At 40.3% G+C, this 15,478-nt stretch carries 16 protein-coding genes; 13 read left to right on the forward strand and 3 right to left on the reverse strand.

Annotation, left to right across the window (positions count from 1 at the left end):
• Window positions 1-99: 99 nt before the first annotated feature.
• A complete protein-coding gene (locus D0463_RS16715) occupies window positions 100-234 on the reverse strand; it encodes a BA3454 family stress response protein (protein ID WP_160118465.1) in 135 nt (44 codons plus the stop codon).
• Window positions 235-1,018: 784 nt separating this feature from the next.
• Here D0463_RS16715 and D0463_RS20460 point away from each other — a divergent pair.
• The 5 genes from D0463_RS20460 to D0463_RS16740 all read left to right on the forward strand — a co-directional run bounded on the left by D0463_RS20460 (window position 1,019) and on the right by D0463_RS16740 (window position 5,597).
• Complete coding sequence (locus D0463_RS20460; RefSeq protein ID WP_483295749.1) at window positions 1,019-2,149, forward strand: methyl-accepting chemotaxis protein; 1,131 nt, start codon at window positions 1,019-1,021, stop codon at window positions 2,147-2,149.
• Between the two features lie 599 nt (window positions 2,150-2,748).
• Window positions 2,749-3,246 (forward strand): preQ(1) synthase, encoded by a 498-nt coding sequence (queF, locus tag D0463_RS16725; protein WP_117308515.1) that lies wholly within the window; start codon window positions 2,749-2,751, stop codon window positions 3,244-3,246.
• A 173-nt stretch (window positions 3,247-3,419) separates the two neighbouring features.
• Complete coding sequence (locus D0463_RS16730) at window positions 3,420-3,998, forward strand: DUF6230 family protein (RefSeq protein ID WP_117308516.1); 579 nt, start codon at window positions 3,420-3,422, stop codon at window positions 3,996-3,998.
• A gap of 17 nt (window positions 3,999-4,015) precedes the next feature.
• A complete protein-coding gene (locus D0463_RS16735) occupies window positions 4,016-4,414 on the forward strand; it encodes a DUF6114 domain-containing protein (protein ID WP_117308517.1) in 399 nt (132 codons plus the stop codon).
• A 13-nt stretch (window positions 4,415-4,427) separates the two neighbouring features.
• On the forward strand, window positions 4,428-5,597 hold the full coding sequence (locus D0463_RS16740) for a hypothetical protein (protein WP_117308518.1): 1,170 nt from the start codon (window positions 4,428-4,430) through the stop codon (window positions 5,595-5,597).
• Between the two features lie 134 nt (window positions 5,598-5,731).
• Here the strand turns inward: D0463_RS16740 and D0463_RS16745 are convergent, their stop codons facing one another.
• Window positions 5,732-6,118 carry a LysM peptidoglycan-binding domain-containing protein gene (locus D0463_RS16745; protein ID WP_117308519.1) on the reverse strand — a complete coding sequence of 129 codons (387 nt, stop codon included), beginning with the start codon at window positions 6,116-6,118 and terminating at the stop codon, window positions 5,732-5,734.
• Window positions 6,119-6,547: 429 nt separating this feature from the next.
• On the opposite strand from D0463_RS16745, the gene D0463_RS16750 reads away from it, so the two are divergent.
• The 8 genes from D0463_RS16750 (at window position 6,548) to D0463_RS16785 (ending at window position 14,940) form a co-directional block, all read left to right on the forward strand.
• Complete coding sequence (locus D0463_RS16750; protein WP_117308520.1) at window positions 6,548-7,168, forward strand: hypothetical protein; 621 nt, start codon at window positions 6,548-6,550, stop codon at window positions 7,166-7,168.
• Window positions 7,169-7,326: 158 nt separating this feature from the next.
• The gene (locus D0463_RS16755) at window positions 7,327-7,461 is read left to right on the forward strand and encodes a DUF3986 family protein (protein WP_117308521.1); all 135 of its coding nucleotides are present in this window, start codon (window positions 7,327-7,329) and stop codon (window positions 7,459-7,461) included.
• A 424-nt stretch (window positions 7,462-7,885) separates the two neighbouring features.
• On the forward strand, window positions 7,886-8,869 hold the full coding sequence (locus D0463_RS16760) for a BMP family lipoprotein (protein WP_117308522.1): 984 nt from the start codon (window positions 7,886-7,888) through the stop codon (window positions 8,867-8,869).
• 20 nt (window positions 8,870-8,889) lie between these two features.
• Window positions 8,890-10,542: a methyl-accepting chemotaxis protein gene (locus D0463_RS16765; protein ID WP_117308523.1), complete on the forward strand. Its 1,653-nt coding sequence runs from the start codon at window positions 8,890-8,892 to the stop codon at window positions 10,540-10,542.
• Between the two features lie 184 nt (window positions 10,543-10,726).
• The gene (locus D0463_RS16770) at window positions 10,727-12,094 is read left to right on the forward strand and encodes an aspartate kinase (protein ID WP_117308524.1); all 1,368 of its coding nucleotides are present in this window, start codon (window positions 10,727-10,729) and stop codon (window positions 12,092-12,094) included.
• Between the two features lie 572 nt (window positions 12,095-12,666).
• The gene (locus D0463_RS16775; protein ID WP_117308525.1) at window positions 12,667-12,936 is read left to right on the forward strand and encodes a hypothetical protein; all 270 of its coding nucleotides are present in this window, start codon (window positions 12,667-12,669) and stop codon (window positions 12,934-12,936) included.
• 484 nt (window positions 12,937-13,420) lie between these two features.
• On the forward strand, window positions 13,421-14,362 hold the full coding sequence (locus D0463_RS16780) for a VanW family protein (protein WP_117308526.1): 942 nt from the start codon (window positions 13,421-13,423) through the stop codon (window positions 14,360-14,362).
• Window positions 14,363-14,550: 188 nt separating this feature from the next.
• Window positions 14,551-14,940 (forward strand): rhodanese-like domain-containing protein, encoded by a 390-nt coding sequence (locus tag D0463_RS16785; protein ID WP_117308527.1) that lies wholly within the window; start codon window positions 14,551-14,553, stop codon window positions 14,938-14,940.
• 93 nt (window positions 14,941-15,033) lie between these two features.
• Here the strand turns inward: D0463_RS16785 and D0463_RS16790 are convergent, their stop codons facing one another.
• A complete protein-coding gene (locus tag D0463_RS16790; protein WP_117308528.1) occupies window positions 15,034-15,333 on the reverse strand; it encodes a hypothetical protein in 300 nt (99 codons plus the stop codon).
• Window positions 15,334-15,478 lie beyond the last annotated feature (145 nt).

The following is a 15,478-nucleotide window of genomic DNA, read 5'->3' on the forward strand; positions in this document are numbered from 1 at the left end:
GGAAAGCGAGTAGATTCCATGACCATTTGAAAATCAACAATGGAATTTAACAGAGCCAAAAAAATAGAAGCAGGCACCTGTTAAGGTTGACCTGCTTCTTCAATTTGTCCATTGTCTTTTAACTTGTGTGAGTGCTCTGCAGAAGATAACATCTTCTGCCTCTTCAGGCTTCGCAATTACATTCGTTTGATAGCTTTTTCCTAAATAATCGATCGTGACAGTCACTTGAACCATGTTGTTCATCCTTTCTCATTTTGCTTACAGATTTTATATACCTCTACTATTAAAATTCAAACCTAGGAATATGACAATATTTTTCCAATTTCACCCATAACCGATCAAAGTTTTATTAAAAAAACCGATATAGAAAGAGTCAGTTAGTATTTAAAGGAGGGAAACCATGAGAAAACGAGAGATAAAATTAAGTACAAAAATTGTGATGGCATTATTGATCGCCATGCTATTTATTTTGCTATTGAATATTTTTATATTGTTCTTTAATACGAAGACATCTGTTGAGCAGTCGATTTCGAACTTCAGCATTAATCAGGCGAAGAACATTGCCGAAACATTCGATAGTCGTAAATATGAGAAGTTTTTGGAAGATCAAACGGAATCAAGTGATTATTGGAGCCTTCGGGATCAGCTGAATGATTTCAGGGAAAAAACAGGTGCGGCTTACGTATATACACTCGCAGTAAATAAAGATAAAGAATTATCAATACTTGTAGACGGGTTTCCGAGAGATTATGAAGATGCCAGTCCGATTGGATCCCCTACAACTGCGACGAAATACGAAGATATCGAGAATGCCGTAAAGGGAGACTTTAGTTCGACCGATATCGTTGACGATCCAGAATTCGGAAGCTATCTTTCCGCTTTCGCACCTATCAAGGATTCTGATGGAAAAGTCATCGGGGTCATGGGCGTTGATATTATGGCTGATGATGTAAGCGAAATTGAAAGCATTGTCGTCTCCGATAATCTGCCTATTTTTATAGGGCTTATATTGGTTGTGATGATTTTCTTCAGCGGGATATTGTTATTTTATATCCGAAAAAGGCTGAAACCATTATCAACCATTACGGAGACAGCGAAAAAAATAGAAGCCGGGAATATAGGCGAAGCCGAGCTAATGATCAATAACCTTACGATAAAAGAGAATGATGAAATCAAGCATGTAACAGAATCGTTTAAAAACATGACCCGCAGAATCAGGGTGATGATTACAAACATTGTTGAAATCTCCCATCATTTAAGTAAAACGTCCGAAGAGTTAAACGAACATGTAAGCTCCGTAAGAAGTTCAAATAACTCAGTAACAACGATGATATCGAGCATTGCGGCCGGAAGCGACAGCCAAATGCAGCAATCCGAAGAGTCGGTTAAGGCAATGGAGGAAATGGCAGTAGGCATCCAAAGAATCGCCGACTCCTCATCCGCTGTAACTGAAACCTCCAATGACGCAACCGGCACAGTGGCACAGAGCGAGGGAGAGTTAACCGCGGTAATTGATGAGATCCAGGATGTTGAAGCTTCCATAACAAAGACGGCGTCACGTTTAGAAACTATGGTAAGTGGAGTAGATGAAATTAGCGAAATCACCAAAGTTATTGCGGAAATATCGGATCAGACCAATCTGCTTGCGCTGAATGCGGCTATTGAAGCAGCCAGGGCGGGCGAACAAGGAAAAGGTTTTGCGGTGGTAGCCGAAGAAGTAAGAAGGCTTGCTGAACAAACAAAAACATCAGCAGAAAAAATCTCTCAGTTAATCGGGAACTTCAATTCAGTTACCCAAAATGTTCTATTGGAAATGACGGAAAGTACGGAAAAGGCACAAAAAGGAACGAATTCCATTAAGCAAACGGGAGAAATGTTCAACAGCATTCTTCAATCAGTCCAGAAAGTGAACGAAGAAATCCAAGAGGTGTCAGCGGTCACGGAACAAATGAGTGCAGGCTCCGAGGAAGTATTCGCATCACTTGAACAGTTCGCGAATATTACAAAGCAGACTGCAGGAAATACCGTTGCTGTGGCAAAAGAGTCAAAAGAAGAGCTCTCAAGAATGGACAAGATGGAAGAAACCACCCATCAACTCAAGGAATTTGCTGAGAAGCTTGATGAGTCAGTATCGATGTTCAAGGTATAACGAATCGTAAAAAGAAACTCCGGTAAGGATGGGCTCCTTACCGGAGTTTTTCTGTCTGCTTGGGTCGTGGTCACTTATTAATATGGCGCCTTGTACGATCCATTGAGCACCAATCTGTATAATCGAGCATAGATTTGGTCTTCGAGCATAAATTCGGGCTATCGAGCATAAATTCGGATGATCGAGCAGAAATCGGGGTAATCGAGCATAAATTCAAATAATCGAGCACAAATGAAAACACAGAGGATAAATGTTATAAAATAAAGTCAGCGCAGCATTCATGCTGAAAATTCTTTGCAAATCTATATAAAATTGCAGCGGAAGCTTATTTTTTGAATACCTCTCTTCTACAAAAATTTTACATCAAGTGATCTAAAATGCCCTTAGAAATAAGTACCTGATTGACAGATGACTGTTTTTTTCCTATAGTAGCAGTGACAAATTGATAAACCGGTGGCACGGAGAGGTTCATAGCAATTAACCCTCTTTAAAAAACTATGGCTTTGATACTTCTGAACTTATCAACCATATCTTAAGGAGATGTGGTTTTTCTGTTTTTTTAAGCCTTTTGTGCAACGGTATGATAAGGGGAGTTTTTTATGGCTGGAAGAAAAGATGAAGAATTAAAGGATATAACTCTGTTAGGGAATCAGGGGACAAAGTATCTCTTTGAATATTCACCAGATATTTTGGAGTCGTTCGATAATAAACATCCAAACCGTGATTACTTCGTAAAGTTCAATTGTCCTGAATTCACGAGCCTCTGTCCGATGACCGGACAGCCGGATTTTGCGACGATTTATATCAGTTACATTCCCGGCCAAAAAATGGTCGAAAGCAAATCGTTAAAGCTTTATTTATTCAGCTTCCGTAATCACGGTGACTTTCATGAGGATTGCATGAACATCATCATGAACGACCTCATTGAATTAATGGACCCAAAATATATCGAGGTTTGGGGGAAATTTACTCCAAGAGGCGGCATATCGATTGACCCGTACACGAATTATGGAAAGCCCGGTACGAAGTATGAAGAGATGGCAGACTACCGTTTAATGAATCACGACCTCTATCCGGAAAAGATCGATAACCGTTAAATAAAAACGAAGATAAACTGCCGGTGTTCTTTCACTGGTGCCTTCTATAAAGCCACCCGACATTTAACGGGTCGGCTTTTTTTTACGATATTTTTCGTGCTTGAGAATTTAAACATATGGGTATAAGGTAAAAGGAAAGTTGTTTGAATATTAAAAAAATACGGAGGTGCTCTATGATCGAAAAAGAGCAGGAAGTGCAGGTAAAAAGCGGTTTTAGCAAGAAAGCATTTTGGACATCGATGGCCTCGGGATTTCTGTTGCTTGGATTATTGCTTGTATCTTTTGGAATCTCGGGAGTCGCCTATGCGGTTCCGATTGCCGGTGTCGGGGACTTTTATGTAAAGTTTGATAAGCTGGAAGGAACAGGTTATACGTTTTTTCCGAAACTGGGCGAGACTAGCAGCTCTGATTCAACACCACAAGGAACAAACCTCATAAAAGATGTGACAATTACTAATCTTCAGCTCTATAAAGATTTTAAAGTGAACGGGGAGACAATCAGGGTGAAAATCACAGCTTCCAAGCCGGTCAAAATTACAGGGCTGCAGCATGATGCCGGGTTAATAGAAGCCAATGCTACATTCCAGAACCTCACCCTAAAGGAAAACAACAGCGATGACTGGACAAAACAATTCGAACAAACGTCTTCTAAGATCATTCTTGAAGATGCCAATCTTAAAACGCACTATCTGTTCCAGGAAACGATTAATATGGGCGGTATGAAGCTCACTGTCGATAAAATCAATGAGTAGTACGAGGAGGAATCCTGATGGGGTTTAAGGGATGGAGAAAATCGCGTCCGTTTTGGGGAGCTGTGGTCACAATTGTAAGCGGTATCACGATACTGTGGGTGCCAATGAATTTATATCTTAACACATTTCTTCCTGGATCCGTTGCGATGATCGGGTTGTTATTTGGCGGTTTAATTATGCTGACAGGCTTGCTGGCGATGTTTTTTCCCAATTCATCGAGAATGCTCGGCATAATGACTATATTCTTTTCCATTTTATCTGTAATTGGGGCATTGGGCGGTTTTCTGTTCGGTACGATATTCGGGATTATCGGAGGTTCTTTGTTGATCGCATGGAGGCCGTCAGAAGTGACAGAACCGAAAAAGTCCAAACAACGGAAACCGGAGATGTCAGAACGCCCAGCTAAGATAGGGTAAAGGAGACCATCGCATGAAGAAAAAGCTTTTGGACAGCAAACTTATCATTGCCATAATCAGTGTTCATATTTTATTGTTATTCGCATTGTCCCCTTTTTCTTTTGCCAAAGCTAAAACGGATGATTCGGGCGGATTCGTCATACAAGCCGATCGGGTAGTAGGTACGAATATGAAGCCTTCTATCGTGTTCACAGAAACATCAGGGAGGGATAAGGTCCCGATGATGCGCATTCATTATGAGGAGGCGGTCATTTATGGCATGAAACTGACTAAACAATTAAATACGCCTGAAGGACCGGTAAGCATTACCTTGAAAGCGGATGGCCCTGTGAGAATGAGGGGTATGACTGTGGACACAAGCGCGATTTCATTAAAGGGGGCCTGCCTCCGGACAACCGAAACCATACCGCAGGCCGGCCTTGAGGATGTAACGATGCTGGTCCATTATATGAATGCGGAAGGAAGCAATATTGAGGAGCTTATGTTACGGACGGTTGCAGGAAATGAAGGACCAGCCAAGCCGAAAAAGACACAAATCTTAGTCGATTTAGCACTTCTTCCTTATAATCAAGCCGTGAAAGAAGTCCAAAAAATGTCTGAAGGAAAGGAACCGCTCGTCTGTGATGAGCCTGAAGATGAGGAAAAATCCGATACTTCAAAAGAAACAGCCGCCAATCCAGTAACGGATGCTCAGCCAGATGAAATAGTGCCGGAGGAAGCTGGAGACGTTATCGATGAAACGGTGGAAGACGTGAAAGAACCTGTGGAAGAAATAACCGACCAGATCACGGAACCGGTACAGGATACTGTTAAGAAAACAGTGAAACCGATTAATGAAAAGGTCATAAAGCCGGTTGAGAAAAAGCTGGAACCGATCACGAAACCAGTACAGGAAAACCTTTCTGCATCTTGTAAAAGGTTAAGAGATTCAGGGGGTAAAATATCGAAAGAACTGGGGCTCGACCTAATCGACGAGGCGCTGAAGAAAGATAAAGCATTGACGGAATTATGCGACGAAAATGTCTCCTTATCGAAGCAGCTAGAAAAGCTTGAGGAAGGATTGATCAGTAAACTCGGTCTGGATTTCTTATTCAAGACGCTATCTAGTGAAGAACAAAGGTTGAATAAGATGAAAGAAAAGCTTGAGAGGAAAGACGATAATTATGTAATATTATTAAAATAAAGAGCGGTGTTTTTGTTAAAAAGACAGTAATATTGAGCAGCCTTATTCCTGGATTTCTGCAGGGGTATGGCTGCTTTATTGAATGGACAGAATAACGGCTTTTAATCCTGAATCTAAACTAATTACAAGGAGAGTTATTGTGGAATCTTTAATTTTTGTCCGACTCGTAGATAAGCATTTCGATCCAAATTGTTCAACCTGGCAACAGTTTCAATGCTCAACTTATATTTTTGCGCGATCTTCCACAATGAATCTCCAGACTTTACTGTATACGTTATTCCATGGGCAAGGGTAGGGATTCTTAATTTTTGCCCGACCTGGAGATAAGCGGCCTGAGTTGAGAACTTGGCGATGGTTTCCATGCTCACACCGTATTTTTGAGCGATCAACCATAATGATTCGCCTGCTTTAACTATGTGAACTTGCTTGTCCGTACTGGCTTGATTAAAATGGATGCGTGACCAATCAAACAATGTCCCGGAATCCGTTTTTCTTCCGGGGGCATACTCATCGTGGCCCACAATATGCTGTCTGTTCCTCTGAATGGATTATTACATGAGTGACTTTCTCTGTTCGTGGGTTCGAGTATTGTGATGGCAGGAAAAGACCATTAATTGTGAGGTTACTGTTACTCGCGCTAGCTTGTGGAATGTCTTTGGTGAATGTCCACCCCTAAGCAAGCACGCATCCACATAAAAACAGGAAAAAAGACTTTTGTTTTTAATCATTCATACTCCCCTGTCCATTCAATCGGTATTATGTTCCGGAATATTTTCCTTTAAAAGAGTAGTGGTTATTCATGTCTTTTCATTGCGTTTCCACGATCATCATAGGCAAATTTGGTAAGGGTTGTATTATATTTTTGATAATGAGATTAGAGCAATGATGAAAGTAACCACCAAGGAAAATGAAAAGGTTCGCATTGAAAATTAGATTAGGAGGGATTCACTGTGAATTTTAATGATGTATTTATTAGAGACATTCAAGAATATAATAAAGTAAACACTCTAATTCACACACTATTCGAACCCCAAGGTGGCGGACTACCGAGCCAGGTGTTTTCTAATAAATTTACTTGTTACAGGTTTCTAGAGTTTGATGAAGCCATGAGTCATGACTTTTGGCCTTTTATTCAGGAATTAGGAAGCAAATCCAATGATCCATTCATAATTAATGCGGTATTGAGACCAGACCCATTCGAGTATTTCTACAAAGAATTCAATTATTTTAATTACACCAAATTACCAATTAATATATCGGAAGATGATTATGTTAGTATCCTTGAGAAGGGACCAGAGGGGTATGAAGCAGATGCGATGCTTTATAACTCGTTCACTGTAGTTTGGGCTTCACCTTCCATGGAATGGGCAATATGGGGAGAAAGGGAATTCGGAATTTGTATAGTAGCAATCAATGATACAGCCGCAAGCTTAAAGTCAATGCTAGCAATAGATAAGTTCAAAACAATTGAAGATGCAGCAGTGATGGATTGGATTAGCTTGAATTTTAGAAATTTTGAAGTTCCTAAAAATATTGCTAACGTGTTAAAGAATAATTACTCTAATAATTAGATCTTGCTGAATAAACAATGACAATGGTTTTTAAAGCCTCTTTTGTCGAATATATGAGTAGGGATTTGCTTGGAAATCCACAAAAGTTCTTGCACTAGAAGGACGACAATTTGTAGAGGCAATTCCTGCGGGTATCTAAGAAACTGAGGGTGAAATTAATGACCAAATTAAAAGGATATCCAGACTATTATGACGATGAGCATTGGCATATTAGTTACGATGCAGATAACTATGAGGTTGAAGGAATAGGCTTTAAAAGAAGAGATGGGATATCTATTTTGATGGTTTTTTAAATCATTTAGAGTATAAGAGATTATTTGGAAAAGTGGAGCATATCAAAGATGAGGCTTTTGGTGTCCTCATACTTCATGCAAGAGAAGTTGAAGTAATGGAAAAGTTTCAAAAATGGGTTGAAGAAATCCTAATCCCTCTTAGAAAACATGATTAATTCATTAACCAACTTTCTTTTGTGCATTGTAGATCAAATTTAAAAGGCTGCCTGAAATTATTTACTTTCAGGCAGCTTTTTAAATTGTAATTATTAGTAGTGTTATCGCAATTTTTTTTAGCCTCGCTGTACTCTTATAACAGAATGGGTTTTCCTAGTCTTCATTCGTGCAAGAAATTGAAAATTCCGACTATATATGCAGTTATTAATTTTCTTCCAATTTTGCCGTTATATATAGAGAGACAAATTCATGAAAGGTAGGATGCAACATGAAAAGACATTTACTTCTTCCATTTCTGGCTGTTCTGCTCATAGTCAGCAGTGCATGTTCAAATGGAGAATCATCTGCTAAGGAAACCAAAGAACGGGTTAAGATAGGGATCATGCTTTCCGATGCGGGCTTAGGCGATCAATCCTTTTCGGATGCTGGTTTTGCCGGGCTTGAAAAAGCGCGAAATGAGTTAGACATTTCGTTTGATTATCGGGAAATATCTGAAACTAAAACATATGAAAAAGGCTTGGAGGAGCTGGTCGAAGAGGGGAATGACCTGATCATCGGTCTAGGGTTTTCCATGCAGGAAGCCATCGAAAAGACTGCCAAGAAATATCCTAAACAGACTTTCCTGCTAATTGATTCTGAATCCAAGTTACCGAATGTACATACCGTCACGTTTAAAGAAGAAGAAGGCTCGTACTTAATCGGCGCGATTGCAGGCATGAAAACAAAAAGCAATACAGTCGGTTTTGTAGGTGGAATGGATGTTCCGCTTATCCGTAAGTTTGAAAAAGGGTTTATTGAGGGTGTAAAAGCAGTGAATCCCAAGGCGAAAGTCATTTCTGAGTTTGCCGGAAACTTTGGTGATGACAAGCTGGGGCAAAGTATCGCTAAAAAGATGATTGGACAGGATGCGGATTATATCTACCCTGCAGCCGGATTTACGGGTGTTGGCGTTTTACTTGAAGCACAAGCTTCCGGAATCTATTCCTTTGGTGTTGATACCGACCAGTTTTATTTAGCAGAAAAAGCAGTTGCTTCTTCTATGTTAAAACGAGTGGATAACGCGATCTATGATGTGGCTAAAGAATATGCATCAAAAGGAAAGCTCTCGAAAAAGAACAGTCAATTAGGGATTAAGGAAAATGGGATCGATATAGCACCGATCCGAGTTATTTCGCTATCTGCGAGTGAACAGAATACCTTAGACGATCTTCGGGAAAAAATTTCTGACGGATCGATTACAATAAAGCCTTAAGAAAGGAGGGTGACACTACAATGAAACTGCAACAAAAAATCTTATTGATGTCCATAGTGCCATTACTGCTTTCCGTTTTCATAATCGGATACAATATCTTTGGCATGAAATCTTTGAAATCTTCCACGGAAAGTATTGTGGAAATATTAGTTGAAGTTGAAGAGTTAAATAGTTCGGCAAAAAATTTACAGAAATCGTTAAGCGCGTATTCACTTAATGTGTCTGCCAGCAATGCGAATGATATTGAACAAGATCTCAAAACAACAAAAACCATCTATAATAATTTAAATGATAGTCTAACAGATGAAGGACAAAAAGAAATTTCTAAAAGAGCTTCATCTAAATTTGAAGATTTGAACAAGGAAGCTACTGCTGCATTACAGTCTGAAAACCAAGCAGAAATTAAACGCCAATCTTTGCGGACGAAAGGCGTTCAAAATGATATTTATCAGCTAAAGCAAGCGATCACGGATCAATATAACCAAATGCAAAAAGATCTGCAAAATCAGATTAACGGAATGGTAACATTTTCAGTCATTGCTTTAATTCTGCTGATTGCTGGGAGTTTATTGTTTTCTATTGTGTTGACTAGACGAATTGTTGGTCCGATTAAACAGATTACCGAAAATGCTGAAGAGATGGCCCAGGGAAATCTGGCAGTGGAAAACATCCAAGTAGGTACAAAAGATGAGATTTTCTCTCTTAACAAGGCATTCCGACAAATGACGGATAACCTCCGCGGGGTCATCGAACAAGTCAGCAACAGCTCAAGCCAGGTTGCGGCATCGGCAGAGGAGCTTATGGCGAGTGCGGATGAAACGATGAGCGGTACCGAACAAATCACGTCATCGATCCAACAGGTTTCCACAGGCGCAGAACATCAAACCAGGATGTCCAAAGAGTCCGTCGGTTATGTAGAGCAAAGTACATTAGGGGTCAATCAAATTGCTAAAAATGCATCTGATGTTCTAGAATTGTCGGAAGCAACCAATCAAATGACCAAGCAAGGTTCAGCCTTAGTAGAAGAAACACTCCAGCAAATGGATTCAATCCATACATCTGTTGAAGAAACCGATCAGGCATTGCATCAACTAAATAAGCGGTCTGATGAAATCGGCAGCATTCTGAAACTTATCAAGGATATTGCAGACCAAACGAATTTGCTGGCACTTAATGCGGCGATCGAAGCTGCCCGCGCCGGAGAGGCCGGAAAGGGCTTTGCCGTGGTTGCGGATGAAGTACGTAAATTGGCTGAACAGACCGGACAATCCGTCTCAAAAATATCGGTCATTACGAGTGATATACAGGCCGATACAGCAAAATCAGTTGAATCCATAGATTTTGTCAAAGATAAGGTTGGTACCGGATTACAGCTGGCACAGGATACAAGGCAGACCTTTAATGTCATTCTCGAATCCATAGAGGAAGTAAGGGAGCACATTAAGGAAATTACGCAAATCTCCACACAAGTAAGCGGAGAAGTCGTACAAGTTTCAACAGGAATGAACGAGATATTAAAAGTGGCAGGCAGCACATCTGCCAGTGCCTCAGAAGTGGCTTCATCCTCTGAAGAGCAGTTGGCCTCGATGGAAGAAGTGAACGCAGCTGCAGCGTCACTATCAAACTTGGCTGAAGAACTGCAAAGTGCGATATCAAGTTTTAAATTAAAGTAAATATCATCTATTGGGTATTCCTTCAAAAGGAATACTCTTTTTCTTTTGCCCCTTTATATTTAATTGTCCTTCATGAAAATACATATGTTCATGTATTGTGGATTTTTATCTTGATTGTTTTACGTAAAAAGGTGATAATAGAAATTATATTTTAGTGATCATATCAAAAATAGGGGATGTATGAATGAAGGTTGTAAAGTTTGGCGGTTCTTCACTGGCATCTGGCATACAAGTGAATAAAGTTTTAGATATCGTTGTCTCTGACCCGGAGCGAAAAATTGTTGTTGTGTCTGCACCGGGAAAAAGACATTCTAATGATGTTAAAGTGACAGATTTGTTGATCCAATGTGCAGAAAGGCATCTGCAGCATGGCGAAGCATGGGAGCTTGAGGATGCCATTATAAGCAGATACGGAAGCATTGCCAAAGATTTAAATATGCCGGGAGAAATCACGGAGCAAATTCGCGAAGATCTCCATGAATTATTGACAGGAGAGAAAAGTAACCCTGAAAGATACTTAGATGCCGTAAAAGCAAGCGGAGAGGATAATAATGCGAAGCTGATTGCCGCTTATTTTCAAAGTCAGGGTTTGGATGCCCGTTATGTAAATCCGAGAGAAGCGGGGCTTATTGTCAGCGATGAATCAGGCTATGTTAAGGTGCTGGCTGAATCGTATGACAATCTCTATAAATTGCGGGAGCAGCCTGGTATCATCGTTTTTCCTGGTTTTTTTGGCTACAACAAGAATGGAGAAGTGATTACATTTTCACGAAGCGGCTCGGATATAACCGGTTCTATTCTCGCAAACGGAGTCAAAGCCGACCTATATGAAAACTTTACCGATGTGGATGCGGTTTATTCCGTAAATCCGAATGTGGTGAATAACCCCAAAGAGGTTCGCGAACTTACTTACCGCGAAATGAGGGAGCTTTCTTATGCGGGTTTTTCCGTTTTTCATGATGAAGCCCTGATTCCGGCTTTCCGCGCGGGAATTCCGGTAAACATCAAAAATACGAACAACCCAGGTGCAGTAGGGACTAAGATCGTGAATAAACGCGATAACACAAATGGGCCAGTCGTCGGGATTGCAAGCGATGATGGTTTTTGCAGTATTTATGTAAGCAAATACTTAATGAACCGGGAAATCGGTTTTGGGCGCAGGCTTTTGCATATCTTAGAAGAACACGGTCTGTCTTATGAACATCTCCCTTCCGGTATTGATGACATATCCATCATCCTAAGACAAGGCCAGATAGACCAGGATGCCGAAGACAAAATTGTATCCCGAATTTACGAGGAGCTGCGTGCGGATGAAGTGAAGGTTGAACATGACCTCGCGCTGATCATGGTTGTAGGCGAAGGAATGCGCCATAATGTAGGGACAACCGCCCGGGCATCAAATGCCTTAGCGAACGCAAAGGTGAATATTGAAATGATCAATCAAGGATCTTCGGAAGTCAGCATGATGTTCGGTGTTAAAAATAAGGATGAAGTAAAAGCCGTGCAGGCTTTGTATGAAGAATTTTTCGCTGCGGTACCCGTTACGAGATAAATGATAAAGCCCACTTCAGGCTAACCTGCAGTGGGCTTTTTAGCAGATTCTTATTAGAGTAAATGAAACCGGAGCTAATTCCGTCACTTGGCGAATTTATTAGTATAAGACTGATTTTTCTTGTTAGATCAACTGGAAGGTTCATCACCATAACTGGTGGTTTAATAATGATTAACGTAATATCTCAGTTAATTTTGCAACAAAGTTGATTGGCGAGGATATGCGAACTCCTCGAAAATGCATACGCATTTTCTCGTGCGGTGCCTATGCAAGGATGATGATTCAACGTCCTGCGGGAAAAGCAGGCCAGTTAACGGAACATCGACTAAGATCTGCCACGTCCTTATGTCTTACGTCGACGCCAACACATCCTGTGTAAGTCCCGGAGGCGTGCCCTATGCCGAGGAGGCTCCCGGACTGCCCGCGGAAAGCGAGCTCCTGGAGCGGAAATCAACAGATAATCAAAAGCTTAAACCACTTCTTTTGGTGAAGAGCCAACTGGAAAAACACCTGTTAATATGTGGTAAAATTAAATAGTGCGGATTATAGCTATATTCGTAGGAGGAGTTTCAATGAGAACTTGGATACAAGCATTCCTTTTATCTGCACTTGTTCATAGTATTTTCTTTTTAGGACCAATCTTGATAGGTTTTGTCCAAACCAGCTTCTACAAACCGGATCATTTAAGCAATTTCCAAACTGTTGAGTATATACAGAATGAAGTGGCATTCGGTATGATCATCACCCCACTAGGTTATTTATCCATAATCGCTTCTTTTCTTGTTGTATCCTTGGTGTTTGGAGCACTTCTCATTTTGTATAAAAGATGGAAGAAGAACTAAAACTATATTTGTACTAAACCCCCAAAATAGTTAAATGGCCTAACAATAATCGTTTCTGTTCATCATTAAATATAAGAGAATGAATATATTTAAACAGGGATGGATGGACATGGCTAAGAGATATCGGGGAAAGAGCTTGAAATCTTTACCTTCAAAGGGACGCGGAGAATGTCCGTTGTGTCAAAGAAAAAGAATTAAGCTCTTGTACTCATATAAAACGGATACAAACCAAACGATCCAAGTATGCAAGAATTGCCGGCAGAAATAATTGTATAAAAAGAAAGTCGCCCTCGAAAAAGGCCCTCTTTGCTTTGTTGAAGAGGGCTATTTTTGTCGGAATTTTTTACAAAAAATAATAAAAATAACTGGTGCAAAAGTGAAAGATTGGGAATATAATTGGAACAATGAGTTGGGAATTTTGTAAGGATTTTCAAGAGATGAAGAATTAGAAAAATAGACTATATGAAACTTTGGGGATGCGGGTGTGAACAATTTGAAAAAAGGTATGCTGCTGTTTGGATTAGTTGCGGTGATCAGCGGTTTCGTTTTATCGGGGGAAGCTGTAGGCTCATCAGAAAAGGAACATCAAGGGATAAGCGATCACGATAAGAAAGAAATGACGCTATTAAAAAAAGAATGGATCGATCCGGAGCTTGTTTTGATTGATTCCAGGAATGGTGCTGAGTTGCAAAAATTAAAAGCATCTGCTATCAGAAATACAGAAAATGCCGAGGAAACGGCTAGCCAACTGGAAGTTAAGTTTGACCGGCCGATGATTCCTGCTAAATTGCGCAGCAATGGTCAGTTAAATCCAGGACAATCGCGTGTTGTGATCGATAAAAAGGTTCTTATGAAAGAATTTGAAAACTTTAAGGCTTTCCAGAGAGAGATAAAAGTACCAATCAGTGAAACGGCTCCCAATGTTAAGGCTGGAACGATAGCGAATATAGATCAAGCTTTGTTGGGGAGCTTTGTCACAAAATTCAACCCAAGCGTTACAGGAAGAAGCTCTAATATAGCACTATCCGCACAAGAAATTAATCAAATTATCCTGGGTCCTGGAGACCGATTTTATTTTAATAGGATTGTTGGTGAAAGAACCGTTCAAAGAGGCTATCAAAAGGCTATGGAGATTGTCAATAAGGAATTTGTGGAAGGAATAGGCGGGGGAATTTGCCAGACCTCCAGTACGCTTTACAATGCGATTGACAGGGCCGGTTTGAAGATTATTGAACTCCATCACCATTCGAAGGAAGTCGGCTATGTGGCTAAAGACAGGGATGCCACGGTTTCTTTTGGCGGGAAAGACTTCAAATTCATGAATAACAAAGATTATCCTGTGTTGATTAAAACCAATACAAACAGGCAAAATGGTACGCTTGAGGTTCAAGTAAGGGCAGCCGCCCAATATGTTGCCAAGAATTGATCAAAAAGGTGGAAACGGAATGTTTCTGCCTTTTTTTTTCACGGGTTGGAACTCTTCTAATGGCATAAGTGGGCATTCGTGTCTCAAAGGCAGTTTGGTTGATGAAAGAGGAAGAATAGAAGTATGATAAGAACAGAAGTTATGGTCCATGAATTTTTTAATATGATTTTTAGAATGGAGGATTACAAATGGCGAAAACGTTTAAAGAAATGGTAACGGAAGCACGTGCAAATGTGTCTAGTATTAGTTCAGCAGAAGCCCGTGAGAAGATGAAGGAAAACCCGGACACCTTAGTCATTGATGTGCAGGATGCGAAAGATGCAGGCGCTTGTGGATTAATTCCAAGCAGTGTTAACATTTCCCTGGGAATGCTGCCGATCCGTGCTGATCTTGAGTTGCCGGAACATCTCCGTGAACCGCGATTGGCTGATCGCAACAGACCTGTTATCGTTACATGCGGCGCTGGTGGACAGGCTTCTCTTGGAGCGTATCTGCTAAAGCAAATGGGGTTCAATGATGTGGCTTACATTGATGGAGGCACGACAGCGTGGAAGGAAGCCGGATTTGGGGTTGAATAACAATCTGGATACCTTTTTTTGAAAAATGAGATGGAAATGAACAGTTGAGGAGTTGAAATTCATAACTCCTCTTTTTTATGGTTCTGAGTACGATTATGATATTTCCATTTCAGTTGTAATAGTCTCCATAATTTTTTCTTTGATCTGCAGCTGTTTACGCGAGTTTTTTTGTGCTTTTTTCACATTGCTTATACCGATGACAATTCTGACGTTTTGATTTGTTTCAATTAATTCTTTATATGGTTCATTCCGGTACACTTCTTTGAACCAATAGAATTCTAATAATAGACTAATGTTTTGATTGATTTGTTCTTCGTTTGGAGTTCCTGCGACAGACTTAGCCGTCGTCACGGACTCGATGATATTTGCAATTGCTTCGATAATTGGACTCATTTTTAAAACCTCCTTGGATATTTGAGCGACTGTCGTTTATACTTATATCTTTTTTATCGTCTATTTTTTTATTTTGTTAAAAAATGAGGTTCTTCACCAAAAGAAGTGGTTTAAGCTTTTGATTATCCGTTGATTTCCGCTCCAG

The organism is Bacillus sp. V59.32b, assembly GCF_003429085.1.
Taxonomy (GTDB): Bacteria; Bacillota; Bacilli; order Bacillales; family DSM-1321; genus Peribacillus.

Bases quoted from the DNA above. Each gene is read 5' to 3' on its own strand.
- queF (WP_117308515.1), top strand. From the start codon at position 2,749: ATGGCTGGAAGAAAAGATGAAGAATTAAAGGATATAACTCTGTTAGGG.
- D0463_RS16740 (WP_117308518.1), top strand. From the start codon at position 4,428: ATGAAGAAAAAGCTTTTGGACAGCAAACTTATCATTGCCATAATCAGT.
- D0463_RS20460 (WP_483295749.1), top strand. From the start codon at position 1,019: ATGATTTTCTTCAGCGGGATATTGTTATTTTATATCCGAAAAAGGCTG.
- D0463_RS16760 (WP_117308522.1), top strand. From the start codon at position 7,886: ATGAAAAGACATTTACTTCTTCCATTTCTGGCTGTTCTGCTCATAGTC.
- D0463_RS16765 (WP_117308523.1), top strand. From the start codon at position 8,890: ATGAAACTGCAACAAAAAATCTTATTGATGTCCATAGTGCCATTACTG.
- D0463_RS16775 (WP_117308525.1), top strand. From the start codon at position 12,667: ATGAGAACTTGGATACAAGCATTCCTTTTATCTGCACTTGTTCATAGT.
- D0463_RS16770 (WP_117308524.1), top strand. From the start codon at position 10,727: ATGAAGGTTGTAAAGTTTGGCGGTTCTTCACTGGCATCTGGCATACAA.
- D0463_RS16715 (WP_160118465.1), bottom strand. From the start codon at position 234: ATGGTTCAAGTGACTGTCACGATCGATTATTTAGGAAAAAGCTATCAA.
- D0463_RS16755 (WP_117308521.1), top strand. From the start codon at position 7,327: ATGACCAAATTAAAAGGATATCCAGACTATTATGACGATGAGCATTGG.
- D0463_RS16735 (WP_117308517.1), top strand. From the start codon at position 4,016: ATGGGGTTTAAGGGATGGAGAAAATCGCGTCCGTTTTGGGGAGCTGTG.
- D0463_RS16785 (WP_117308527.1), top strand. From the start codon at position 14,551: ATGGCGAAAACGTTTAAAGAAATGGTAACGGAAGCACGTGCAAATGTG.
- D0463_RS16790 (WP_117308528.1), bottom strand. From the start codon at position 15,333: ATGAGTCCAATTATCGAAGCAATTGCAAATATCATCGAGTCCGTGACG.
- D0463_RS16730 (WP_117308516.1), top strand. From the start codon at position 3,420: ATGATCGAAAAAGAGCAGGAAGTGCAGGTAAAAAGCGGTTTTAGCAAG.